21 protein-coding genes, 1 pseudogene and 1 other annotated feature are annotated in these 23,897 nt (G+C 50.3%); of the genes and pseudogenes, 11 read left to right on the top strand and 11 right to left on the bottom strand.

The window, feature by feature from the left end; all coding sequences use genetic code 11:
• Nucleotides 1–4: 4 nt before the first annotated feature.
• The 3 genes from ACFK9X_RS04485 to dnaK form a co-directional block, all read right to left on the bottom strand.
• On the bottom strand, nucleotides 5–952 hold the full coding sequence (locus ACFK9X_RS04485; protein ID WP_000534907.1) for a LysR family transcriptional regulator: 948 nt from the start codon (nucleotides 950–952) through the stop codon (nucleotides 5–7).
• A 280-nt stretch (nucleotides 953–1,232) separates the two neighbouring features.
• A complete protein-coding gene (gene dnaJ, locus ACFK9X_RS04480; RefSeq protein ID WP_001119009.1) occupies nucleotides 1,233–2,372 on the bottom strand; it encodes a molecular chaperone DnaJ in 1,140 nt (379 codons plus the stop codon).
• Between the two features lie 85 nt (nucleotides 2,373–2,457).
• Nucleotides 2,458–4,374 (bottom strand): molecular chaperone DnaK, encoded by a 1,917-nt coding sequence (dnaK, locus tag ACFK9X_RS04475; RefSeq protein ID WP_151115683.1) that lies wholly within the window; start codon nucleotides 4,372–4,374, stop codon nucleotides 2,458–2,460.
• Nucleotides 4,375–4,722: 348 nt separating this feature from the next.
• Here dnaK and ACFK9X_RS04470 point away from each other — a divergent pair, with 348 nt between their 5' ends.
• From ACFK9X_RS04470 to satP, 3 genes are all read left to right on the top strand, one after another.
• The gene (locus ACFK9X_RS04470; protein ID WP_001258090.1) at nucleotides 4,723–5,127 is read left to right on the top strand and encodes a DUF2541 family protein; all 405 of its coding nucleotides are present in this window, start codon (nucleotides 4,723–4,725) and stop codon (nucleotides 5,125–5,127) included.
• 35 nt (nucleotides 5,128–5,162) lie between these two features.
• On the top strand, nucleotides 5,163–5,876 hold the full coding sequence (gene msyB / locus ACFK9X_RS04465) for an acidic protein MsyB (RefSeq protein ID WP_001103477.1): 714 nt from the start codon (nucleotides 5,163–5,165) through the stop codon (nucleotides 5,874–5,876).
• A 149-nt stretch (nucleotides 5,877–6,025) separates the two neighbouring features.
• Nucleotides 6,026–6,592, top strand: coding sequence for an acetate uptake transporter (gene satP / locus ACFK9X_RS04460; protein ID WP_000528525.1), 567 nt, complete (start codon nucleotides 6,026–6,028; stop codon nucleotides 6,590–6,592).
• A gap of 56 nt (nucleotides 6,593–6,648) precedes the next feature.
• On the opposite strand, the gene mog is transcribed toward satP, so the two are convergent.
• Nucleotides 6,649–7,239 carry a molybdopterin adenylyltransferase gene (gene mog / locus ACFK9X_RS04455; protein ID WP_000380373.1) on the bottom strand — a complete coding sequence of 197 codons (591 nt, stop codon included), beginning with the start codon at nucleotides 7,237–7,239 and terminating at the stop codon, nucleotides 6,649–6,651.
• A 110-nt stretch (nucleotides 7,240–7,349) separates the two neighbouring features.
• Entirely contained in the window at nucleotides 7,350–8,303 is a 954-nt protein-coding gene (gene tal / locus ACFK9X_RS04450; protein WP_000130175.1) for a transaldolase, read from the bottom strand.
• A 268-nt stretch (nucleotides 8,304–8,571) separates the two neighbouring features.
• Between tal and ACFK9X_RS04445 the strand changes: the two are divergent.
• Nucleotides 8,572–10,002: pseudogene (locus tag ACFK9X_RS04445) on the top strand (alanine/glycine:cation symporter family protein).
• Nucleotides 10,003–10,080: 78 nt separating this feature from the next.
• A complete protein-coding gene (yaaA, locus tag ACFK9X_RS04440) occupies nucleotides 10,081–10,854 on the top strand; it encodes a peroxide stress protein YaaA (RefSeq protein ID WP_151115681.1) in 774 nt (257 codons plus the stop codon).
• A gap of 93 nt (nucleotides 10,855–10,947) precedes the next feature.
• On the opposite strand, the gene thrC is transcribed toward yaaA, so the two are convergent.
• The 6 genes from thrC to yjjY form a co-directional block, all read right to left on the bottom strand.
• A complete protein-coding gene (gene thrC, locus ACFK9X_RS04435) occupies nucleotides 10,948–12,234 on the bottom strand; it encodes a threonine synthase (protein ID WP_000781110.1) in 1,287 nt (428 codons plus the stop codon).
• A 3-nt stretch (nucleotides 12,235–12,237) separates the two neighbouring features.
• The gene (thrB, locus tag ACFK9X_RS04430) at nucleotides 12,238–13,167 is read right to left on the bottom strand and encodes a homoserine kinase (RefSeq protein WP_151115679.1); all 930 of its coding nucleotides are present in this window, start codon (nucleotides 13,165–13,167) and stop codon (nucleotides 12,238–12,240) included.
• A gap of 1 nt (nucleotide 13,168) precedes the next feature.
• A complete protein-coding gene (gene thrA / locus ACFK9X_RS04425; RefSeq protein WP_151115677.1) occupies nucleotides 13,169–15,631 on the bottom strand; it encodes a bifunctional aspartate kinase/homoserine dehydrogenase I in 2,463 nt (820 codons plus the stop codon).
• 25 nt (nucleotides 15,632–15,656) lie between these two features.
• Nucleotides 15,657–15,777 (bottom strand) — a sequence feature (Thr leader region).
• On the bottom strand, nucleotides 15,713–15,778 hold the full coding sequence (thrL, locus tag ACFK9X_RS04420) for a thr operon leader peptide (protein WP_001575544.1): 66 nt from the start codon (nucleotides 15,776–15,778) through the stop codon (nucleotides 15,713–15,715). (Overlaps the previous feature by 65 nt.)
• Nucleotides 15,779–15,991: 213 nt before the next feature.
• Nucleotides 15,992–16,678, bottom strand: coding sequence for a tRNA/rRNA methyltransferase (locus ACFK9X_RS04415; protein ID WP_151115675.1), 687 nt, complete (start codon nucleotides 16,676–16,678; stop codon nucleotides 15,992–15,994).
• A gap of 399 nt (nucleotides 16,679–17,077) precedes the next feature.
• Nucleotides 17,078–17,218, bottom strand: coding sequence for a protein YjjY (yjjY, locus tag ACFK9X_RS04410; RefSeq protein WP_001541509.1), 141 nt, complete (start codon nucleotides 17,216–17,218; stop codon nucleotides 17,078–17,080).
• Between the two features lie 95 nt (nucleotides 17,219–17,313).
• On the opposite strand from yjjY, the gene arcA reads away from it, so the two are divergent.
• The 6 genes from arcA (at nucleotide 17,314) to ACFK9X_RS04380 (ending at nucleotide 23,888) form a co-directional block, all read left to right on the top strand.
• On the top strand, nucleotides 17,314–18,030 hold the full coding sequence (arcA, locus tag ACFK9X_RS04405; protein WP_151115673.1) for a two-component system response regulator ArcA: 717 nt from the start codon (nucleotides 17,314–17,316) through the stop codon (nucleotides 18,028–18,030).
• Between the two features lie 266 nt (nucleotides 18,031–18,296).
• Nucleotides 18,297–18,611, top strand: coding sequence for a hypothetical protein (locus ACFK9X_RS04400; RefSeq protein WP_088365367.1), 315 nt, complete (start codon nucleotides 18,297–18,299; stop codon nucleotides 18,609–18,611).
• A gap of 384 nt (nucleotides 18,612–18,995) precedes the next feature.
• A complete protein-coding gene (locus ACFK9X_RS04395) occupies nucleotides 18,996–19,667 on the top strand; it encodes a winged helix-turn-helix transcriptional regulator (protein WP_151115671.1) in 672 nt (223 codons plus the stop codon).
• Nucleotides 19,668–20,005: 338 nt separating this feature from the next.
• Nucleotides 20,006–20,551 carry a fimbrial protein gene (locus ACFK9X_RS04390; RefSeq protein ID WP_000482239.1) on the top strand — a complete coding sequence of 182 codons (546 nt, stop codon included), beginning with the start codon at nucleotides 20,006–20,008 and terminating at the stop codon, nucleotides 20,549–20,551.
• A gap of 70 nt (nucleotides 20,552–20,621) precedes the next feature.
• A complete protein-coding gene (gene sthA / locus ACFK9X_RS04385) occupies nucleotides 20,622–21,305 on the top strand; it encodes a fimbrial biogenesis chaperone SthA (RefSeq protein ID WP_000680530.1) in 684 nt (227 codons plus the stop codon).
• A gap of 45 nt (nucleotides 21,306–21,350) precedes the next feature.
• Nucleotides 21,351–23,888: a fimbrial outer membrane usher protein gene (locus tag ACFK9X_RS04380; protein WP_151115669.1), complete on the top strand. Its 2,538-nt coding sequence runs from the start codon at nucleotides 21,351–21,353 to the stop codon at nucleotides 23,886–23,888.
• Nucleotides 23,889–23,897 lie beyond the last annotated feature (9 nt).

Raw genomic sequence — 23,897 nt, 5'->3', positions numbered from 1 at the left:
TGTATTAGCGACGGAAGGAGGAAAGTGTTTGTAACATACTTACCATCTCATTAATCGTCGATATATTTCTACTATTTTTATTCCAGGATGCATAGACCTGAACTGACTTCAAAGCCAGTTCGGGCGGAGGCTGAATAAATTTAATGTCATATTTACGATGATTTTTATAAAAAAGCGCTAATTTCAAAGGCATCAATGCAATCAATGAGGTTCGTTCGATCATGCTCATCAAACCGTTAAGCGAATCACTGCGATAGCCGACAATACGCCTGCCAGTATAGTAAAGATCATCCTTAAATAATTCGCTATCATGATATATCACTGAAGCCCCCATCCCCGGCTGATATAACGCATGACGCGAAGAATAAAAATGATGTAGCGACAGTTGTGAGAGGGTACTCAGCATGTGTTTACTGCTACAGATACAAACAAATGATTTAAAACTATCAATAATTTGATTCTCTATGCCGGACTCCAGCAAAGGTTCGGCACTAATCAACAGATCGCCTTGCGCAGTAAACAGAAGTTCGCTGATATGCTCCCGACTCATATTTCTGACAGTGAAATGATTTATCAAAATACGGTCAAATATATCGCTGTTATAGAGCTGAGAAAGATAATAGCTTTCAACAATATCACTGCCTAATAACGTTATCTGGAACGCTTCATCTTTTTTGCTATTACAGAGAAATGTGTCATCCACCAGTTTCATCACCTGACTGAAATTTTGGTGAATGTCGACAGCCTTAGCTGTGGGGATGAGCCCGCCTTTCCCTCTGCTAAACAGTTCTTCCGGGTAATAACTCTGCAGGCGCTTTAACGCCAGAGAAACGGCAGCCGGTGTAATGCCTAACTTTTTTGCCGCCATAGCCGCATTTCCTGACAAAATAACAGCGTCAAGAATTTTGATTAAATTATAATCAAAGCTCTTGTTGGCACCTTTCGATCCCATTCGCTGTCTGCCTCCGGAAACTAAAAAAAGCAATATAGATAATACTCAAGATAAATCAATTCACAGCATCTAAAAAAGCAATCATTAATGTCATCACATCACGTTTTTTTAAAGAATAAGCGTATACAAAACTGCTGATTAACATCAATTTGTTTATCAGTAAAAACAAAATATCAACAAATGAGAGGATACGATGCGTTTAACAGAAGCCTGGGCGCGTACAGGCAGAAAAAAGCCCGGATATACACCCGGGCTGAAGAAAAATACAACGGGAAAAAGATTAGCGAGTCAAATCGTCAAAGAATTTTTTCACGCCGTCAAAGAAGCTTTTTGAACGCGGGCTGTTTTTCTCTCCCGTCGGGCCGCCAAAACTTTCCTGAAGATCTTTTAGCAATTGCTTCTGTTTTTCGCTCAGACCGACCGGCGTTTCAACCACCACACGGCACAGCAAATCGCCCTGCGCGCCACCGCGTACGGACTTCACGCCTTTGCCGCGCATACGGAACAGCTTGCCCGTTTGTGTTTCGCTCGGTACTTTCAGCATCACACGACCATCTAACGTCGGCACTTCAATTTCACCGCCCAGCGCCGCCATCGCAAAGTTGATCGGCACTTCGCAATAAAGATTATTGCCTTCACGCTCGAAAATAGGGTGTTGTTTCACCTGGACCTGAACGTACAAGTCGCCTGCCGGTGCGCCATGCTCGCCCGCTTCGCCCTCGCCTGCCAGACGAATACGATCGCCGGTATCCACGCCCGCCGGGATTTTAACGGACAGAGTTTTACTCTTTTCAACACGCCCATGACCGTGACATTTATGGCACGGATCTTTGATCAGCGTACCGCGGCCCTGACAGTGTGGGCAGGTCTGCTGTACAGCAAAGAATCCCTGGCGCATCTGTACCTGACCAGAACCATGACAGGTCGGACAGGTTTGCGGTTGCGTACCAGCTTTCGCGCCGCTGCCGTGGCAAACGTCGCACTCCTCCAGCGTCGGAATACGGATCTCTTTGGTCACGCCACGCACCGCTTCTTCCAGGGTGAGATCCATGTTATAACGCAAATCAGCCCCACGCGCCGCACGTTGGCGACCACGCCCGCCGCCAAAGATATCGCCAAAAACGTCACCAAAGATATCACTGAAATCAGCGCCGCCATTAAAGCCGCCGCCAAATCCGCCGCCCATACCGCCTTGTTCAAACGCGGCGTGACCATACTGATCGTAGGCTGCGCGTTTTTGCGCATCGGTCAGCACTTCGTAGGCTTCTTTAATCTCTTTAAACTTAGCTTCGGCCTCTTTATCACCCTGATTGCGGTCCGGATGATATTTCATGGCCAGGCGCTTATACGCCTTTTTGATTTCACGCTCTTCCGCTGTTTTGGAAACGCCTAAAATCTCGTAGTAATCTCTTTTCGCCATCTCTTTTTATCTGCCCTTAACATGCATACACGGGCGGAGAGGAAACCTCTTCGCCCGTGCCAGTAATTACCCGTTCAAAGGGCGATTATTTTTTATCTTTTACTTCTTCAAACTCAGCGTCGACAACGTCGTCATCTTTCGCGTTGTTTGCAGAAGCGTCAGCGGAGCCAGCCTGCTGCTGCGCATGTTGCTGCTGAGCGATTTCCATCAGTTTCTGGGAAACCTGCGCCAGTTCCTGCATTTTCGCTTCGATAGCGGCTTTATCTTCGCCTTTCAGGGCAGTTTCCAGCGCGTTCAGGGCAGACTCGATAGCGGTTTTGTCATCAGCCGGCAGTTTATCGCCTGCTTCTTCAACCTGCTTACGGGTGCTGTGCAGCAGATGGTCGCCCTGGTTACGGGTCTGAACCAGCTCTTCGAACTTACGGTCGGATTCAGCGTTCGCTTCTGCATCGCGAACCATTTTCTGAATTTCTTCCTCGTTCAGACCAGAAGACGCCTTGATAGTGATCTTCTGCTCTTTACCGCTATTTTTATCTTTCGCGGAGACGTGCAGGATACCGTCAGCATCGATATCGAAGGTGACTTCGATCTGCGGCATACCGCGCGGCGCCGGGTTGATGCCATCCAGGTTGAACTGACCCAGAGATTTGTTATCAGACGCACGCTTACGCTCACCCTGCAGCACATGGATGGTTACCGCAGACTGGTTGTCTTCCGCAGTAGAGAACACCTGGCTGTGCTTGGTCGGGATGGTGGTGTTTTTGGTGATAAGCGGAGTCATCAAGCCACCCATCGTTTCGATACCCAGAGACAGCGGGGTAACGTCCAGCAGCAGTACGTCTTTCACATCACCGGTCAACACGCCGCCCTGTACCGCTGCGCCGATAGCCACAGCTTCGTCCGGGTTAACGTCTTTACGCGGCTCTTTACCAAAGAACTCAGCCACTTTTTTCTGCACCATTGGCATACGGGTCTGACCGCCAACGAGGATCACGTCGTTGATATCAGACACGGACAGGCCAGCGTCCTGCAGTGCGACTTTCAGCGGCTCGATAGAACGGTTCACCAGATCTTCAACCAGGCTTTCCAGTTTCGCACGAGTCACTTTGATGTTCATGTGTTTCGGACCGGTGGCATCTGCGGTAATGTACGGCAGGTTCACGTCGGTCTGCTGCGCAGAAGACAGCTCGATTTTGGCTTTTTCTGCGGCTTCTTTCAGGCGCTGCATGGCCAGCGGATCGTTACGCAGGTCAATGCCCTGATCTTTCTTAAACTCGTCAACGAGGTAGTTGATCAGGCGGGTATCGAAGTCTTCACCACCCAGGTGGGTATCACCGTTGGTTGCCAGAACTTCAAAGGTTTTTTCGCCATCAACTTCGTCGATTTCGATAATAGAGATATCGAAAGTACCACCACCGAGGTCGTAAACCGCGATAGTACGGTTGCCGACTTCTTTATCCAGACCGTAAGCCAGCGCTGCGGCAGTCGGTTCGTTGATGATACGTTTAACCTCCAGCCCCGCGATACGACCAGCATCTTTGGTTGCCTGACGCTGCGCATCGTTAAAGTAAGCCGGTACGGTGATAACCGCTTCAGTTACCGGTTCGCCCAGATAATCTTCAGCCGTTTTCTTCATTTTCTTCAGCACTTCGGCAGAAATCTGCGGCGGCGCCATTTTCTGACCTTTCACATCAAGCCATGCGTCGCCGTTGTCGGCGCCGATGATTTTGTACGGCATGATAGAAACGTCACGTTGAACTTCTTCGTCCTGGAAGCGGCGGCCAATCAGGCGTTTAATCGCAAACAGGGTGTTTTGCGGGTTTGTCACTGCCTGACGTTTAGCCGGCTGACCAACCAGAGTTTCACCATCTTGGGTATAAGCAATGATAGAAGGCGTAGTGCGATCGCCCTCGGCGTTCTCCAGCACGCGTGCCTGCGTTCCATCCATAATCGCTACACAAGAGTTGGTAGTACCCAGGTCGATACCAATAATTTTACCCATCTAAACGTCTCCACTAAAAATTCGGTCATCATGTGGTTGTGAATCTGTAATAAGGGCGAAACGTGCGGTTTCAACTACCCTGAATCGTTTTTTTTCAGACTCACCACTGCGGTTGACTACAAGATGGGGTCGTAACCCACGTCATCAAGGGGGAGATGAAAAAATTTTTTAGTGACGAGAGGGCGCGATGGAAAACCAGACAGATAAATATTCATGAAATAAATTAAAAAACGAATACCATTCACAGAAAAATTGTAATAAAAAGAAAAGATTACAAAACTGAATCGTTGCCATGAGCAGAGTATGATAGACGGTAATTGCTTATTGAACCCGTCAAAGAGAAATTTCATGCGATCTGTGTTAACGATTTCCGCCAGCCTGCTTTTCGGCCTGGCGTTAAGTAGCGTCGCGCACGCGAACGACCATAAAATACTGGGTGTTATTGCCATGCCCAGAAATGAAACGAACGATCTCACGCTGAAAATTCCCGTCTGCCGCATCGTGAAGCGCATTCAACTCACGGCGGATCACGGCGACATCGAACTTAGCGGCGCATCCGTCTATTTTAAAACTGCGCGTAGCGCCAGCCAAAGCCTGAACGTCCCTTCCTCAATCAAAGAGGGCCAGACAACAGGCTGGATCAATATTAATAGCGATAACGACAACAAACGCTGCGTATCAAAGATTACCTTCTCAGGCCATACGGTAAATTCTTCCGATATGGCGAGACTTAAAGTCATTGGCGACGATTAATCGCTGTTATTTCTATTCCAAAAGCCAGACTGAAAATGAACGTCACCTATTTACACGACGAGGATTTAGACTTTCTTCAGCATTGTAGCGAAGAACAACTCGCCGATTTCGCCCGTTTGCTGACGCATAACGAAAAGGGCAAGGCTCGCTTGTCGAGCGTCCTTAGTCATAACGAACTGTTCAAAGCGATGGAAGGTCACCCGGAGCAACACCGCCGTAACTGGCAGCTCATTGCCGGCGAGTTTCAGCATTACGGCGGCGACAGTATCGCCAACAAATTGCGCGGACACGGAAAACAGTACCGCGCGATTCTGCTGGATGTCGCAAAACGGCTAAAACTCAAAGCAGATAAAAGCATGTCGACGTTTGAAATAGAACAGCAACTGCTGGAGCATTTTTTACGTCATACCTGGCAGAAGATGGACGCGGCGCATAAGCAGGAATTTCTGCAAGCCGTAGACGCCAAAGTTTCTGAACTGGAAGAACTGCTGCCGCTGCTCATGAAAGATCGCAGTCTGGCAAAAGGGGTCTCCCACCTGCTTTCCACCCAGCTTACCCGCATTTTGCGTACCCATGCCGCAATGAGCATCCTGGGCCACGGATTGCTGCGCGGCGCAGGTCTTGGCGGCCCGGTCGGCGCGGCGTTAAACGGCGTCAAAGCGATGAGCGGCAGCGCGTATCGCGTGACTATTCCGGCAGTGTTGCAAATAGCCTGCCTGCGACGAATGATGGCAGCCGTTCAGGCGTGAATGCCCTCACTGGGGGAAATATTTTCTTTTCCCCCTTATTAGATCATAGACAGTCCTCTTCCCCCTGATTATTATGCCGCGCCCCGAATACGGAACTCGTTATTCTGGGAAACTATTTCACCATTCAATTATGATGATTTTGAGGAATTATGGGCAACACTAAGTTGGCTAATCCGGCACCGCTGGGCCTGATGGGCTTCGGCATGACCACCATTCTGCTTAACCTGCACAATGCCGGTTTTTTCGCCCTGGACGGTATTATTCTGGCGATGGGGATTTTCTACGGCGGTATCGCGCAAATTTTTGCCGGTCTGCTGGAGTATAAAAAAGGCAATACCTTTGGTTTAACGGCCTTTACCTCTTACGGTTCGTTCTGGCTGACGCTGGTCGCTATCCTGCTGATGCCGAAAATGGGCCTGACGGATGCGCCTGACGCTCAGCTACTCGGCGCTTATTTAGGTCTGTGGGGCGTGTTCACGCTGTTTATGTTCTTCGGTACGCTGAAAGCCGCCCGCGCGCTGCAATTTGTTTTCCTGAGCCTGACCGTACTGTTCGCTCTGCTGGCGGTCGGCAATATCACCGGTAACGAAGCCATTATCCATATCGCAGGCTGGGTTGGTCTGGTTTGCGGCGCCAGCGCTATTTATCTGGCGATGGGTGAAGTGCTAAACGAGCAATTTGGCCGCACTATTCTGCCAATCGGCGAGGCGCACTAAATCTCTTTTATTCCTCCCGCACCGGGAGGAATAACCCTACTATCAGTATTTTCCGGTCAGGACGACATATTCTCACGTCTGGCGCTCTTTGGACGGAAAGCGGCAACCACTTCCGGCGCGGTTTCGACATACGGCCCGTCAAGCAGCTGTATGCAATACGGCACGCTCGCAAAAATGCCCGGCACGCTAACGCTGCCATCGTCCGCTTTTACGCCTTCCAGCGTTTCTTTGATCGATTTTGGCTGTCCAGGCAGATTAAGAATTAACGCCTGTTTACGGATAACGCCCACCTGGCGGGAAAGAATGGCGGTCGGCACAAAGCGCAGGCTGATCTGGCGCATCTGCTCGCCAAAACCTGGCATTTCACGGTCGGCGATGGCAAGGGTCGCGTCCGGCGTGACGTCGCGACGCGCCGGACCGGTACCGCCAGTGGTCAGCACCAGATGACAGCTCATCTCATCGACCAGTTCACACAACGTTTGCTCGATAATTTCCTGTTCATCAGGAATTAAGCGCCGTTGGACCTCGAAAGGCGTGGTCAGCGCAGAAGCGAGCCACTCCTCAAGCGCAGGAATGCCTTTATCCTGGTAAACGCCGCTGGAAGCGCGGTCGGAGATAGAAACTAAGCCAATACGTAAGGTATCCATAATTATTCCGTTTAAACAGTCTCGTTAAACAGAATGATACACTGCGAAAGGAAGGACAGACAGGTTTCAGAAGAGGTAGCGTGACCCATATCAGGGCCACGCGTTAATGATTACAGCAGATCGCCGATCATTTTTTCCAGTTTTTCCTGGTCTACCGCAAACTTACGGATACCATCCGCCAGTTTGTCAACCGCCATAGGGTCCTGGTGATGCTGCCACAGGAACTCGGCTTCGGTAATGCGTTCCGGACGCGCTTTGACTTCGCCGGAGAAAGAGAGCTTACGCTCAATCGCCCCTTCGCTTTCCGCCAGTTCTTTCAGCAATGCCGGCGCGATAGTCAGACGGTCGCAGCCCGCCAGCTCCAGAATTTCGCCTACGTTACGGAAGCTTGCGCCCATAACGACGGTTTCGTAACCATGCTGTTTGTAGTACTCGTAGATTTCCGTTACGGAAACCACGCCCGGATCTTCAGCTGGCGCATAGTCTTTCTTGTCGGTATTGGCTTTATACCAGTCAAGAATACGACCTACGAACGGCGAGATCAGGTAGACGCCCGCTTCGGCGCACGCACGCGCCTGCGCGAAGGAGAACAGCAGCGTCAGGTTACAGTTGATGCCTTCTTTTTCCAGCTGTTCGGCTGCACGAATGCCCTGCCAGGTGGACGCCAGCTTGATCAGAATACGATCGTTGCTGATACCCGCATCATTGTAGAGTTTAATGATACGTTTTGCTTTGGCGATAGACGCTTCAGTGTCATAAGACAGACGCGCGTCAACTTCGGTAGAAATACGCCCCGGCACCAGCTTCAGGATTTCCAGGCCAATATTCACCGCCAGCTTATCGGTCGCGTCAACAACCTGCTGCGCGCGGTCGCTGCTCTGCTGCTTCGCCCAGGCGACAGCATCGTCAATCAGCTTACGATATTCCGGGATTTGCGCTGCGTTAAGAATGAGAGAAGGGTTAGTTGTAGCATCCTGCGGCTGGTACAGCTTCATTGCCGCGATATCTCCGGTATCAGCCACTACGGTGGTGAACTGACGAAGGGAGGTCAATTTGTCCGTCATGATAGAGTTTCTCTTTAAACAGCTTGTTAGGGGATGTAACCGGTCTACCCTGATGATAACACGACGCACTCACGGCGCAACCGCCTACATGCACCTGGCTGCCCTTGTGCACTGTTTGCGTATCTGCCGACGGTTGATGCGCAATTAAAGGATACCGCCGTATTTATGGTAAACTGCCGTTAATATTAGTCTGACAAGGTCATCTACATCATGGGTCACGCTTATACAGGATCATCAAAGCGTGACGGCATCAACAAGAGGGACGTTAATGCCTGAGTTTTTCAGTTTTATTAACGAAATACTCTGGGGCTCGGTAATGATTTACCTGCTGCTCGGCGCAGGATGTTGATTTATCTGGCGTACCGGATTCATTCAATTTCGTTATATTCGCCAATTTAGCCGCAGTCTGAAAGGCAGCTTTAGCCCGCAGCCAGGCGGCCTGACGTCATTTCAGGCGCTGTGTACCAGCCTCGCGGCGCGGATTGGCAGCGGTAATCTGGCCGGCGTGGCGCTGGCTATCGCCGCAGGCGGTCCCGGCGCGGTATTCTGGATGTGGGTCTCGGCCATCATTGGCATGGCGACCTCCTTCGCCGAGTGTTCGCTTGCCCAGCTTTATAAAGAACGTGACCCGACAGGCCAGTTCCGCGGCGGCCCGGCGTGGTATATGGCGCGTGGGCTGGGAATGCGCTGGATGGGCGTGGTTTTCGCCCTCTTTCTGCTCGTCGCCTACGGGTTGATTTTTAATAGCGTGCAGGCGAATGCCGTCTCACGCGCGCTCCATTTCGCCTTCAACATTCCGCCGCTTATCTCCGGCATTGCTCTGGCGTTCTGTGCCCTGTTAATTATCATTCGCGGCATAAAAGGCGTCGCCCGCCTGATGCAATGGCTGATTCCCCTCATCGCGTTATTGTGGGTCGCCGGCAGAGTGTTCATTTGCCTCTGGCATATTGAGCAAATGCCTGGCGTTATCGCCTCGATAGTCAAAAGCGCATTTGGCTGGCAGGAAGCCGCGGCAGGCGCAGCCGGATATACGCTCACTCAGGCTATTACCAGCGGTTTTCAGCGTGGGATGTTCTCTAATGAAGCGGGAATGGGGTCAACGCCTAATGCGGCCGCAGCGGCAACGTCGTATCCCCCTCACCCTGTCGCGCAGGGGATTGTGCAAATGATTGGCGTATTCAGCGACACCATTATCATCTGTACCGCCAGCGCGATGATTATCCTGCTGGCGGGGAATCACGCGTCCCACTCGTCAACAGAAGGCATTCAGCTTCTCCAACATGCAATGGTTTCGTTGACCGGTGAATGGGGCGCCAGTTTTGTCGCGCTTATCGTCATTCTGTTCGCGTTCAGTTCTATCGTCGCCAACTATATTTACGCCGAGAACAATCTGTTTTTTCTGCGGTTACATAACGCAAAGGCCATCTGGCTATTACGCCTTGCGACGCTTGGCATGGTTATCGCCGGTACGCTTATCAGTTTTCCGCTGATATGGCAGCTCGCTGACATGATCATGGCCTGTATGGCCATTACCAATCTGACGGCGATTTTGTTGCTCTCACCGGTGGTGTATACCCTCGCCGGCGATTATCTGCGACAACGGAAACTGGGCGTAAGACCGCAGTTTGATCCGCGGCGCTTCCCGGATATCGAACCACAACTGGCGCCAGATACCTGGGAGGCGGCATCGCGCGATTAAGCCGACAATCGCAACCATCGGTCAACTCTGCGGCGTTTTTTTGCTAAAGTCGCAGAAAATTCCCTGCAAGGACTGAATATGCTGATTCTGATTTCACCTGCAAAAACGCTTGATTATCAAAGCCCGCTGGCCACGACCCGCTATACCCAGCCGGAGCTGTTGGATCACAGCCAGCAGCTTATTCAACAGGCCCGCCAGCTTTCGGCGCCGCAAATTTCCAGGCTGATGGGAATTAGCGACAAACTGGCGGATCTCAACGCCACGAGTTTTCATGACTGGCAGCCTCATTTTACGCCGGATAATGCACGCCAGGCGATTCTGGCGTTCAAAGGCGATGTTTATACCGGCCTACAGGCGGAAACGTTCAACGACGCGGATTTTGATTTTGCTCAACAACATCTGCGTATGCTCTCTGGCTTGTATGGCGTATTGCGCCCGCTGGATTTAATGCAGCCTTATCGTCTGGAGATGGGGATTCGCCTGGAGAATCCGCGCGGCAAAGATCTTTATCAATTCTGGGGCGATATCATTACCGATAAGCTCAACGAAGCGCTTGAGGCGCAGGGCGATCGGGTGGTAGTGAATCTGGCCTCCGAGGAATATTTTAAATCGGTGAAGCCGAAGAAACTGAATGCCGAACTGATTAAGCCCGTGTTCCTTGATGAGAAAAACGGCAAGTTTAAGGTGGTAAGCTTCTACGCCAAAAAAGCGCGCGGACTGATGAGCCGTTTTATTATTGAAAACCGCTTAACGAAGCCGGAACAGCTTACCGCGTTTGACCGTGAAGGGTATTTCTTTGATGAAGAAACCTCCACACAAGACGAGCTGGTCTTTAAACGCTACGAGCAGTAACGGCATCGCCGGATGGCGGTTACGCCTTATCCGGCCTACAAATCGACACCACCCCATAGGCCCGGTAAGCGACAGCGCCACCGGGCGCAATGGTTACTGGCGGGTCATCATCAGCTTACGCAGGGCGGCAAAATCCGCAGGCAGATGATGTGAAAGCAGCGGCAGATCGGCGCGTTCGGCGAGCGCTTCAGGCAAGGCCAGCGTTTCTCCCAGAATGGACTCCACGCTTTCTTTAAACTTCGCCGGATGCGCCGTTCCGAGAAACAAGCCATACTCGCCAGGGTTTAACTGGTCGCGTAATGCCCGATACGCTACCGCCGCATGAGGTTCCGAGATATAACCTTTCGCTTTCAGCTCGCGCATCGTCTGTTGTGTCGTAGTGTCATCCACCGCCGCATAGCCCAGCTCAGTCAGACGCCAGATTTTACGGCGGAATAGCTCCTCCACGCGCGGCCAGTTATTCGGCTGGCTGACATCCATCGCATTCGACAGGGTCGCCTGCGTCGCTTTCGGCGCCCACTTTCCGTCATGCAGAAAACGCGGCACCGTGTCGTTGACGTTGGTGGCGGCGATAAAACGTTTCACCGGTAGGCCTAACGACTTCGCCAGCAGCCCTGCCGTCAAATCGCCAAAGTTGCCGCTGGGGACGGAGATCACCAGTTGGTTACGCGCCCCCTGCGGCAGTTGCGCCACGGCTTCAAAGTAGTAGCAAATTTGCGCCAACAGGCGGCTGATATTAATCGAATTAGCCGAATTCAGCCCCAGCGCCGTTTTCAGTTCTTCGTCATCAAATGCCTGTTTCACCAGCGCCTGGCAAGCGTCGAAATCGCCGTCGATCGCCACGGTTTCAATGTTGCCGCCCAGCGTACAGAACAGTTTTTCCTGCAACGGACTGATTTTACCGCGCGGGTAGAGAATGACGACCCGCACATTTTCCAGGCCATAGAACGCGTGAGCCACCGCCGCGCCGGTATCGCCTGACGTTGCGGTCAGAATCGTCACCGGTTTGTCGCCGCTGATATGCGTCAGCATTTGCGCCATAAAACGCCCGCCGAAGTCTTTAAAGGCCAGCGTCGGACCATGGAACAGCTCCAGGCAGCCGACATCGCTTTCTACCTGCGCTACCGGCGCCGGGAACGCAAACGCCGCGCGGACGCGCTCTTCCAGAATTTGCTGCGGTATTTCATCGCCAATAAATGCCGAGAGAATCTTTGCGCTACGGCTGACAAAGTCCTGGTTGAGCATCTCATCAATTTCCGTCAGGCTAAACTCCGGCAGTTCGTGCGGAAAAAAAAGTCCCTGCTGTTTGCCCAGTCCTTGCGTGACGGCCTGCGCAAAGCTGACCTGCTCATTATGGTCTTTCAGATTATAGAGTTTCATTGATTATCCCACTACTCGTGCGCCCGCCGTATCCAGCCGGCAAATATGAACGAAGCCTTCCTGATTTTGCAGATAATGTTTGCTCAGCCAGTCCGCGACGCGCTGCGCCGTCTCCGGTTTATCGCATAGCGCAAACAGCGTCGGCCCCGACCCGGAAATCCCGCTCGCCAGCGCGCCGATCTCCGACACCGCCTGTCGCGCCTGGCTAAAGCCCGGCAGTAAACGCGCGCGGTATGGTTCGACAATAACATCTTTCATCAGCGCGGCGGCAAGCTGCGGCTGCCGCGAGTAACAGGCGTGAATAAAACCGGCCAGATGCCGTCCATGCGCAATGCAATCCTGACGGCGATACTGCGCAGGCAAAATGGCCCGTGCTTCTGCGGTAGAAACTTTAATGCCCGGATAAGCCAGTACCCATAGCCACTCATCAAAGCCCGGCACCTGCTGACTAATAATGCCGTTTTCTTCAATCATCAACTGCATACCGCCAAGAAAGCACGGCGCGACGTTATCGTAATGGATGCTGCCGGAGATACGGCCTTCCAGCTCGCCCATCAGCGCCAACAGACGCGTGTCGTTTAACGGTTTGCCGCAGTGCTCATTCATCGCGACCAGCGCGGCGACGACGGAACAGGCGCTGGACCCTAACCCGGAACCAATCGGCATATTTTTTTCCAGCGTCATCGCCACCGGGATGGTTTTCCCCAATGCCTGGCAAAAACGTTCCCAGCACTGATAAACAATATTTTCACGCGGCTCCGGCGGCAGTTTATCGGCAAATCGCCCCAGGTTATGCAGACGGAAATGGTCCGCTGCTTCAACGGATACCACATCGCCCAGCAACGTGCCGTCAACGGGTGTGACGGCCGCGCCCAACACGTCGAAACCGACGCTCATGTTCGCGCTGGAAGCCGGGGCATACACTTTCACCATGTTAAACTCCTAACTTCCATGAGAGGGTCCGTAACAGATCGGCAAACACGCCCGCCGCCGTCACATCATTGCCTGCGCCGTAGCCGCGCAGCACCAACGGCAAGGGCTGATAATAGTGGCTGTAGAACGCCAGCGCGTTTTCACCGTTTTTCACTTTGAAGAGCGGATCGTTACCATCAACTTCGGCAATCTTCACGCGGCACACGCCATCCTCTTCGATATTGCCCACATAGCGCAATACCTTACCTTCATCACGAGCTTTCGCCACACGGGCGGCAAACGCGTCGTCAAGCTGCGGCAGATGCGCCATAAAGGTGGTCACATCGCCGGAGGCGTCAAACTCGTCCGGCAACACCGGTTCAATCACAATATCGGAAAGCTCCAGCTCGCGGCCCGTCTCGCGGGCGAGGATCAACAGTTTCCGCGCCACATCCATACCGGAAAGATCGTCGCGCGGATCGGGTTCGGTATAGCCCATCTCGCGCGCCAGGGCGGTCGCCTGTGAGAGACTCATCCCCTCTTCCAGTTTACCGAAAATAAAAGAGAGCGACCCGGAAAGAATGCCGGAAAATTTTTGCAGTTCATCACCCGCATTCAGCAGGTTTTGCAGGTTTTCGATTACCGGCAAACCGGCGCCGACGTTGGTGTCATACAAGAATTTGCGCCGTGATTGCGCGGCGGCGAAACGTAGCTGATGGTAGTAGTCCATCGACGAGGTGTTCGCTTTCTTGTTTGGCGTCACCACATGGAATCCTTCACGCAGGAAGTCAGCATACTGGTCGGCCACCGCCTGACTGGAGGTGCAATCAACAATCACCGGATTGAGTAGATGATATTCTTTCACCAGGCGAATTAAGCGTCCCAGATTGAACGGCGCGTTCGCTTGCGCCAGTTCCGCCTGCCAGTTGTCCAGATTCAGGCCATGCACATTGGTTAGCAACGCCTTTGAGTTCGCCACGCCGCACACGCGTAGATCGATGTGCTTGTTCTTCAACCAGGTTTGCTGACGTTTAAGCTGTTCCAGTAGCGCGCCGCCGACGCCGCCGACGCCAATGACAAACACTTCAATCACCTGATCGGTATTGAACAGCATCTGGTGCGTTACCCGCACGCCGGTGGTGGCATCGTCGTTATTCACCACCACAGAAATGGAACGCTCAGAAGATCCCTGAGCGATCGCCACGATATTGATATTGGCCCGCGCCAGCGCGGCGAAGAATTTCGCTGAAATGCCGCGTAGCGTGCGCATACCGTCGCCGACAACAGAGATAATCGCCAACCGCTCCGTAACCGCCAGCGGCTCCAGCAGCCCCTCTTCCAGCTCCAGATAGAACTCATCCTGCATCGCACGGCGGGCACGCGCGCAGTCACTCTGCGGCACACAGAAGCTGATGCTGTACTCAGAGGAGGACTGGGTAATGAGCACCACCGAGATCCCGGCGCGAGACATGGCGGCGAAAACACGCGCCGCCATCCCAATCATCCCTTTCATTCCCGGGCCGGAGACGCTAAACATCGCCATGTTGTTAAGGTTAGAGATCCCTTTAACCGGCAGATTATCATCGTCGCTGGACGCGCCGATCAGCGTTCCTGGCGCCTGCGGATTACCGGTATTTTTAATCAGACAGGGGATCTGGAACTGGGCGATGGGCGTAATGGTGCGAGGGTGAAGGACTTTGGCGCCGAAGTAAGAGAGTTCCATCGCTTCCTGGTAGGACATCGATTTCAGCAGCCTGGCGTCCGGCACCTGGCGCGGGTCACAGGTATACACACCATCGACGTCAGTCCAGATTTCACAGCAGTCAGCGCGTAAACAGGCGGCCAGCACGGCGGCAGAGTAGTCAGAGCCATTACGCCCCAGCACCACCAGTTCACTCTTTTCATTACCGGCAGTAAAGCCCGCCATCAGGATCATGTGATCGGCCGGGATCTGGCTGGCGGCGATACGGCGAGTCGATTCCGCGATATCGACGGTAGATTCAAGGTAATGGCCCACCGCCAGCAGTTTTTCTACCGGATCGATCACCGTGACGCGATGTCCACGCGCCTCCAGGAGTCCCGCCATAATCGCGATCGACATTTTTTCGCCACGGCAAATCAGCGCGGCGTTGATGCTATCCGGGCACTGACCCAGCAGGCTGATACCATGCAGAACATGTTTGATCTGAGCGAATTCTTGTTCGACAACCATTTTCAACCGTGCAAGCGGGAATCCCGGCTGCGCGCTGGCAAGTCCTGCGAGCAGGTCAGAAAAAATACGTTCGGCATCGCTGATATTCGGCAAAGCATCCTGGCCGCCGATAGTTTTTTCAATCATCGCCACCAGATGGTTGGTAATTTTCGCGGGGGCGGAAAGTACAGTCGCTACCTGCCCTTGCCTGGCATTGCTTTCCAGAATATCGGCAACACGCAGAAAACGTTCTGCATTTGCCACTGATGTACCGCCGAACTTCAACACTCGCATGGTTGTTACCTCGTGATCTCTGGTCGAAAAAAAAGCCCGCACTGTTCAGGTGCGGGCTTTTTTCTGTGTTTCCTGTACGCGTCAGCCCGCACCGTTACCTGTGGTAATGGTGATGGTGGTAATGGTGGTGGTGCTGATGCGGTTCATGGATGTTGTGTACTCTGTCATTTTTATTTGTCTGTCTTGTATTCCTATATTGGTTAAAGTATCTGACCGCCTAAGTCAATAAATTTTTAAATTGATCACATTCCGAAACTTGTTCATGTGCTGCTGGCGATATATTTATTTTCAACCAATTCCCCCTGTTATGATCTCTTGCAACCAGACGTAATCTCTTATTATTTTAAAAATTACAGCACGTTATTTTGTTAGTTTTTTTTCAATATCATGGACCAAACGGTGCAACATTACCGTATCTCGCTGTCCCAGCAGGCCGATTCGCTGTTGTAGCCAGTCGGTTAATTTGTGGTCATCGGCCGCCTCCAGAGTCGTTAGCAGGCGTAAAAGGCGCGCGCGTAACGCCTGTAACTGCGATTCATCAGCAATATCAACGGATTCTGTGGTCTGTTGCATTAAACCTGCTAATTGATAGCAATACACCATGACCGCCTGACCCAGATTGAGCGAAGGGTAATCCGCCGCCATCGGCACGCCGGTCAATACATCCGCCAGCGCCAGCTCGTCATTGGTCAAACCGGAATCCTCACGGCCAAAAACCAGCGCGGCATGACGCATCCAGCGTGATTTTTCCTGTAATAAGGGAACCAGTTCAGCGGGCGAAGCGTAGTAATGAAATTTTGCCCGGCTGCGGGCTGTCGTCGCGACGGTAAAATCCACATCGTGGAGCGCGTCGGCAAGGGTGCGAAAAACCTCAATATTATCAATAACATCTCCAGATCCATGTGCGACCCAACGGGTGGCGGGCTCCAGGTGCGCCTGGCTGTCGACAATACGCAGGTCAGTAAATCCCATGGTCTTCATAGCCCGGGCGGCTGCGCCGATATTTTCCGCTCTGGCGGGAGCGACAAGAACGATTGTTACACGCATTTCATTACTCTTTTTGACTAATTTACAGGAAATTAGCTGGCGTTTGTAAGCATATTACGCTTCGCAAATTTACAAAATTTTAACGGATATCACTGAAAAAGCATTTTTGATTTCGTAAAAGACGCTACACTATTGCGTATCTGTACTATTGCTGTTTATGTTAACAGAACATCGTTATCCTGCTGTTTATTTAGGATAATTTAATTTAAAATAGATCCTGTTCTTTGGATTCATCACATTTATTAGTTGGCTTACGTAACTAGTTGGAATATTGCAAATTTGTGATGAAAGCTAGCATTTAGCTACGATGATTTCATCAAACTGTTAACGTGCTACAATTGAACTTGATATATGTCAACGAAGCGTAGTTTTATTAGGTGTCCGGTACGTCTTAGCCTGTTATGTTGCTGTTAAAATGGTTAGGATGACAGCCGTTTTTGACACTGTCGGGTCCAGAGGGAAAGTACCCACGACCAAGCTAATGATGTTGTTGACGTTGATGGAAAGTGCATCAAGAACGCAATTACGTACTTTAGTCATGTTACGCCGATCATGTTAATTTGCGACATGCATCAGGCAGGTCAGGGACTTTTGTACTTCCTGTTTCGATTTAGTTGGCAATTTAGGTAGCAAACATGCAGACCCCGCACATTCTTATCGTTGAAGACGAGTTGGTAACACGCAACACGTTGAAAAGTATTTTCGAAGCGGAAGGCTATGATGTATTCGAAGCGACAGATGGCGCGGAAATGCATCAGATCCTCTCTGAATATGACATCAACCTGGTGATCATGGATATCAATCTGCCAGGGAAAAACGGTCTCCTGTTAGCGCGTGAACTGCGTGAACAGGCTAACGTTGCGCTGATGTTCCTGACGGGCCGCGATAACGAAGTCGACAAAATTCTCGGCCTCGAAATCGGCGCGGATGATTACATCACCAAACCGTTTAACCCACGCGAATTGACCATCCGTGCCCGCAACCTGCTGTCCCGTACCATGAACCTGGGTACCGTCAGCGAAGAGCGTCGTAGCGTTGAAAGCTACAGGTTCAACGGTTGGGAACTGGATATCAACAGTCGTTCACTGATCGGCCCGGACGGCGAGCAGTATAAACTACCGCGCAGCGAGTTCCGCGCGATGCTTCACTTCTGCGAAAACCCTGGCAAAATTCAGTCACGTGCAGAGCTGTTGAAGAAAATGACCGGGCGCGAGCTGAAGCCGCATGACCGTACTGTTGACGTTACCATTCGTCGTATTCGTAAGCATTTCGAATCCACGCCGGATACGCCGGAAATCATCGCCACCATTCACGGCGAAGGTTATCGCTTCTGCGGCGACCTGCAGGATTAATTCGGCCCAGGCGCCAAACCGTAAAAACAGCCGGTAAGTTATTCTTACTGGCTGTTTCTTATGTCCCCCTTCCGCTAAGCGGCCTCGCTTTCCCTCCTGACCTGCCGTTATGACGTACTCTTTTACATAAAAATTGTCGTATAGCGCTGTTTATCTCAGCTTGCGAAAGTTAAGGTAGTTTGTGTATTCACATTAAAGAGTAATACACGGGATTTGTTAGTCCCCAAAAAATAAGGGGATGCTCACAGGACGTGAGGTTTCAAAGGATGAAAAAATCACCATTATGCTGCTACCTGTTTTGTGCAGCGATGTCAGCTTCATCAGCCGCGCTGGCTGCTACCGCGCAGGTCTCCGCAGGCGTTATTCATTTCAAAGGCCAGATTGTCGAATATGGTTGTAATCTTGCGCCTCACGATCGCAATATCGAGGTATCATGTTTGCGGAATAATATCCCCCATTTACAGACAGTCGCCACACCGTCTGGAAACGCTATTTCGTTGATGAATGGAATCGCCACGGTACGGCACGTGTCGTTAAAAGATCATCCGGAGATTCAAAGTTTGATCGTCCAGTACCGCTAACCGCTTATGGCTCCCGCCGGGAGGAGTTCCGGCAGGCGGCGATTTCGCTCAGTAAAACGCCGCCCGCCTGCATTTTGTACTTTTCTCTCATTCGTATCCTCCAACAGCGATGTTCATCGCTTCGCTATCCTGTACGCTCTACGCGCTCGTTAAGCACGGTACCTATGATAGCTGTCATAAAATGATTGCAAATAAAATCATCACATTTACTATGGTTAACCTTACAAACAGCGTTGTCGCTCATGCATTGATAAGGTGAATACATTGACTTAAATATTCTTGTTGGCTATTTTAATTTACTTAATTATAATTTTAAGTGAATATTAAATTTATGTTTACCTTTTAATAGTCAACCACTTTATCAGCCATAATAATGGGGAAGATATGAAGCAGTTAAACGGCGGGAGTGTGTATCGTCCCACAGGGAAAGAAAAAAACCTGCAAGCCATTTTAAATATTCATCGGCACGTTATTCAAAACATCTCCCCTGTCACTATTACGGCCGGTAAAACACTGGATATCAAGATTGATAATCAATCCCACATCCTGTTAATCACTAAAGGCGCTATTAAAGTATGTCGGCGTATCGACAGCATTGTAATGGGCTGCGGTGTCTCACCAATGATTTTAGGCCTTGTAGATGCCTATGCTGACTTATACCAGTCAGAAGAGAATTCAGACGTCTTTTTTATCGCCGAAACCACCTGTGAATATTATCCTGTCCCAGTAAAAGATTTTGTGGAAATAGCCGATGAAAAGCATCTCTGGCGTGACATTTCGAACATCCTGATGTACCGCATTGCTTTCATGACTAACCGTGACAGAAACCTTATCGGGCAGGACGCCTATAGCCAGATAAAAGCGCTGTTACTTGAACTGTGGTCGTATCCTGAAAGCTCACGATTTGAGATCAACGCACAGAACTTCATACAACAGAGAACCGGGCTTTCACGCAGCCGTATCATGCAGGTACTTTCAGAACTAAAAGCGGGAGACTATATAAAAATACTGCATGGAAGACTGTTAGAACTTCGAAACCTGCCGGTTTCATTTTAAACGGACAAGCGTCGTATATTCTTAAAAATAAAGCAATATAGAGTTAAATAAATCCTCCAGGAAATAATAACTATTATCAAAAAAGAGATCTTGCTCTATAAATCTAGTCATCAACCATACTTCTTTAGTGGTATTTTATTAAACTTTGTTACCGGGTCCGAAACTGGACTGCCGTTCAATATTGCATCAGAATTTTTATTGAGTTCATAGTTGATATACGTAGAATAGCCGCCTGCTTATCTACAGAACAGAAAGAAGCGCATACAGAGTAAAATATAATATTTTATTTTATATAGCTATCTTTATTTTTCAGCGAATAGAATCAGGCAACAATTAATATGTTTAATAAGAAAATTATCATCCTGGCAATGTTAACTGCCGTAGCATCCACACCGGTATTTGCCCAGAACACGATTACGTTCAATGGCAAAATTTACGATCAGGCGTGTACGGTTCAGGTTAATGGCTCCACGGATACCACCATTGATTTAGGCAATTACAGCAAAGAACGCATCGCGGAAAAAGGCGCCACAACCGATTACGTGCCGTTTACCGTAAGCCTGGTTAGCTGCCCGGAAGCAGGGACTGGCGTACCAACCCAGGCCATGTTCCGCTTCCACGGCGCAACAGATGATTCCAACCCAACGTACTTCAAAAACGCGGACGAAGGATCGGAAACGGGCGCCGCGGGTGTCGGTATTTCTATTCAGAACGCTTCACATAGCGATGTGACAGATAACACGGATGATGCCGCAGTAAACCTGCCAACCGACGGCTCGACAGCAGACTTTACCTATTACGCCGCCATGGCAAACGATGGTTCCGCAACCGTAACCGGTGGAGATGTTAGCACTCAGGTTACGTATACCGTTTCGTATCAGTAAGGCATTCTCATCCTGATGTGGACAGGCAGGATGCCAGTCCATAGCGTAAAACATCTTTACAGAGTAAAAAATGAAACACATAAAGAAATCCGTGTTGGTCGTATTACTGACAAGCCATGTTGCCTATGCCAGCATTGTTGTTGGCGGAACCCGACTGGTTTTCGACGGCAATAATGATGAGTCGTCAATCAATGTAGAGAATAAAGACAGCAAAGCGAATCTTGTTCAGTCATGGTTATCGGTTGCCGATCCCCAGGTCACAAATAAGCAGGCGTTTATTATCACCCCGCCTCTTTTTCGCCTTGATGCCGGGCAAAAGAACAGTATTCGGGTTATTCGCTCTGGCGCCCCCCTACCTGCAGATCGGGAGTCTATGTACTGGCTCAATATTAAGGGTATTCCTTCTATTGATGATAATGCCTCCGCGAACCGCGTGGAAATCTCCATTAATACCCAAATAAAGCTTATATATCGACCGCCAGCATTAACAAAATCAACGCCTGATAGCCAGAGCCAACAATTAAAATGGCAGACGGCAGGTGATGTTATTACCGTAAATAACCCCACTCCCTATTATATGAACTTTGCCAGTGTGACGCTTAACAGCCATGAAGTGAAATCAGCGACTTTCGTTCCGCCAAAATCATCAGCGTCATTTAAATTGGGTTCTACTGCCGCCCCTCATGGCACGGTAACGTGGCGATTAATCAGCGATTATGGGATGAGTTTAGAGCCGCATTCCGGTTCATTCTAGCCATTAACGACTTCATTTTACTTTTACCCTTTCAGGACTTTTACTGTGCAATTCTCCAGAGTAGAGCCCCGTTCTCAATTAGCGTTATCGTTTCTCTTTATATGCTGTTCCATAAAACCAGCGTTAGCGCATGATCATTTTAATCCATTATCGTTGGAAAATGATGAACCGGGCGTGGAGAATGTCGATCTATCGGTTTTCGAAAAGGGGGGGCAGGCAGAAGGCACCTATAATGTTGATATTTATATTAATAACACCAGTGTTGAAACAAAAAACATTGCCTTTAAAAATAAAAAATCAGCAGATAATAAGCTCTCCCTACAGCCGTGTCTTAGCGTTGAACAACTCAAGCAGTGGGGCGTAAAAACAGAAAACTTCCCCGAGCTTAAAAATGACCCAAACGGGTGTACCGATCTTAGTCTGCTGGCTGGCGCTGTAGCAAAGTTTAATGTCATCGGTAACCGGCTGGATTTAGCGATCCCTCAAATCGCGTTGATCGCCGACCCGCGAGAATTCGTCCCTACCAGCGAATGGGATGAAGGCATTAATGCTTTTTTGCTGAACTACAGTTTTACCGGATCGCAGGATCACGATATTGATGAAAACCGGACGGAAAATAGCGAATACGCTAACCTGCGCCCTGGTATTAACATTGGCGCATGGCGTTTTCGTAACTACTCAACCTGGAATCATGATAGCGATGGGCAAAATAGCTGGGATTCTGCCTACACCTATGTTTCTCGCGATATCGAATTTTTAAAAGGACAGCTGATCGCCGGGGAAAATAACACGCCCGCGGACGTCTTTGACAGTATTTCATTTAAGGGCGTACAGATCTCTTCTGATGACGATATGTTGCCGGACAGTATGAAAGGGTTCGCCCCGGTCATTCGCGGGGTGGCCAAAAGCAGCGCGCAGGTAACCGTTGAACAAAACGGTTATACCATCTACAAAACTAACGTTCCGGCGGGTCCATTCGCCATCAACGATCTTTATCCAACCGGCGGTTCGGGCGACCTGTACGTCACCATCAAAGAATCCGATGGTTCTGAACAGCATTTCATTGTGCCCTACGCCAGCGTTCCGGTATTACAGCGTGAAGGCCACCTGAAATACGACCTGACGGTAGGCCGCACGCGTTCATCAGATACGCATTCCGCGCAACAGAACTTCGCTGAACTGACGGCCTTATACGGATTAGCAGGCGGCATAACCGCCTATGGCGGAATAGAGAGTACGCTGAGCAATGATGTTTATCATGCGGCGCTCATCGGGACAGGCTTAAACCTTGGCGATCTGGGCGCATTGTCTTTAGACGTCACCAACTCATGGTCAAAAATTAAAGCAGGCGATGTGGTTAGCGATACGCTTACCGGACAATCCTGGCGTATTCGTTACAGCAAAGATATTCAGTCAACAGGCACCAATTTCACTGTCGCCGGTTACCGTTATTCGACCAAAGATTACTACGCTCTTGAGGATGTGCTGGATACCTATAGCGATAATAGTCACTATGATCATGTTCGTAATCGCACCGACCTGTCGTTGTCGCAAGACATTATCTACGGTTCCATTTCACTCACTTTATATAATGAAGATTACTGGAATGACACTCATACCACATCATTAAGTATTGGCTATAACAACACATGGCATAACGTAAGCTATGGCATTAACTATTCTTATACGCTGAACGCCGATAATTCTCAGGATGAAGACGACGATACGGAAGACAGTAATGACCAGCAAATTTCAATCAATATTAGTATTCCGTTAGATGCCTTTATGCCGTCAACGTATGCCACCTACAATATGAATTCCGCGAAAGACGGCGATACCACGCATACTGTCGGTTTAAACGGAACAGCGCTGGCACAGAAAAATCTCTCATGGAGCGTTCAGGAAGGTTATTCCTCTCAAGAGAAAGCCACCAGCGGTAATGTGAGCGCAACCTATAACGGGACGTATGCGGATATTAACGGCGGGTATAGCTACGATAATCATATGCGTCGCCTGAATTATGGCGTTCAGGGCGGCGTACTGTTACATCGAAATGGCCTGACACTATCCCAGCCAATGGACGACACCATCATATTGGTTAAAGCCCCTGGCGCAGCGGGTGTCCCCGTGAATAACGAAACGGGCGTGGACACCGATTTTCGGGGTTATGCCGTCGTACCTTATGCTTCGCCTTACCATCGTAATGAAGTGTCTTTAGATACGACGGGCATTAGAAAAAATATTGAACTCATTGATACCAGTAAAACGCTGGTGCCTACCCGTGGCGCGGTGGTCAGGGCTGAATATAAAACCAGTATTGGTTACAAGGCATTGATGGTATTAACCCGCATAAACAATCTGCCTGTTCCTTTTGGCGCGACCGTCTCGTCTTTAACAAAACCAGACAATCACAGCAGTTTTGTTGGTGATGCGGGGCAAGCCTGGTTAACCGGACTGGAAAAACAAGGGCGGTTATTAGTGAAGTGGGGGCCAACAGCAGCAGACCGGTGTCAGGTCTCTTATCGTATACCGAGCTCCCCCTCCGCTTCTGGCGTAGAAATCTTACACGAGCAATGCCAGTGATTCTGGTGG

The organism is Salmonella sp. WC3 (assembly GCF_042932255.1).
Lineage (GTDB): Bacteria > Pseudomonadota > Gammaproteobacteria > Enterobacterales > Enterobacteriaceae > Salmonella > Salmonella enterica.
This window is presented reverse-complemented; position numbering and strand designations above follow the sequence as displayed.

Bases quoted from the DNA above. Each gene is read 5' to 3' on its own strand.
- thrA (WP_151115677.1), bottom strand. From the start codon at position 15,631: ATGCGAGTGTTGAAGTTCGGCGGTACATCAGTGGCAAATGCAGAACGT.
- tal (WP_000130175.1), bottom strand. From the start codon at position 8,303: ATGACGGACAAATTGACCTCCCTTCGTCAGTTCACCACCGTAGTGGCT.
- yjjY (WP_001541509.1), bottom strand. From the start codon at position 17,218: ATGACTAAAGTACGTAATTGCGTTCTTGATGCACTTTCCATCAACGTC.
- ACFK9X_RS04395 (WP_151115671.1), top strand. From the start codon at position 18,996: ATGAAGCAGTTAAACGGCGGGAGTGTGTATCGTCCCACAGGGAAAGAA.
- dnaK (WP_151115683.1), bottom strand. From the start codon at position 4,374: ATGGGTAAAATTATTGGTATCGACCTGGGTACTACCAACTCTTGTGTA.
- ACFK9X_RS04415 (WP_151115675.1), bottom strand. From the start codon at position 16,678: ATGCGTGTAACAATCGTTCTTGTCGCTCCCGCCAGAGCGGAAAATATC.
- yaaA (WP_151115681.1), top strand. From the start codon at position 10,081: ATGCTGATTCTGATTTCACCTGCAAAAACGCTTGATTATCAAAGCCCG.
- satP (WP_000528525.1), top strand. From the start codon at position 6,026: ATGGGCAACACTAAGTTGGCTAATCCGGCACCGCTGGGCCTGATGGGC.
- thrB (WP_151115679.1), bottom strand. From the start codon at position 13,167: ATGGTGAAAGTGTATGCCCCGGCTTCCAGCGCGAACATGAGCGTCGGT.
- sthA (WP_000680530.1), top strand. From the start codon at position 20,622: ATGAAACACATAAAGAAATCCGTGTTGGTCGTATTACTGACAAGCCAT.
- arcA (WP_151115673.1), top strand. From the start codon at position 17,314: ATGCAGACCCCGCACATTCTTATCGTTGAAGACGAGTTGGTAACACGC.
- ACFK9X_RS04470 (WP_001258090.1), top strand. From the start codon at position 4,723: ATGCGATCTGTGTTAACGATTTCCGCCAGCCTGCTTTTCGGCCTGGCG.
- ACFK9X_RS04485 (WP_000534907.1), bottom strand. From the start codon at position 952: ATGGGATCGAAAGGTGCCAACAAGAGCTTTGATTATAATTTAATCAAA.
- msyB (WP_001103477.1), top strand. From the start codon at position 5,163: ATGAACGTCACCTATTTACACGACGAGGATTTAGACTTTCTTCAGCAT.
- thrC (WP_000781110.1), bottom strand. From the start codon at position 12,234: ATGAAACTCTATAATCTGAAAGACCATAATGAGCAGGTCAGCTTTGCG.
- mog (WP_000380373.1), bottom strand. From the start codon at position 7,239: ATGGATACCTTACGTATTGGCTTAGTTTCTATCTCCGACCGCGCTTCC.
- ACFK9X_RS04400 (WP_088365367.1), top strand. From the start codon at position 18,297: ATGAAAAAATCACCATTATGCTGCTACCTGTTTTGTGCAGCGATGTCA.
- dnaJ (WP_001119009.1), bottom strand. From the start codon at position 2,372: ATGGCGAAAAGAGATTACTACGAGATTTTAGGCGTTTCCAAAACAGCG.
- ACFK9X_RS04390 (WP_000482239.1), top strand. From the start codon at position 20,006: ATGTTTAATAAGAAAATTATCATCCTGGCAATGTTAACTGCCGTAGCA.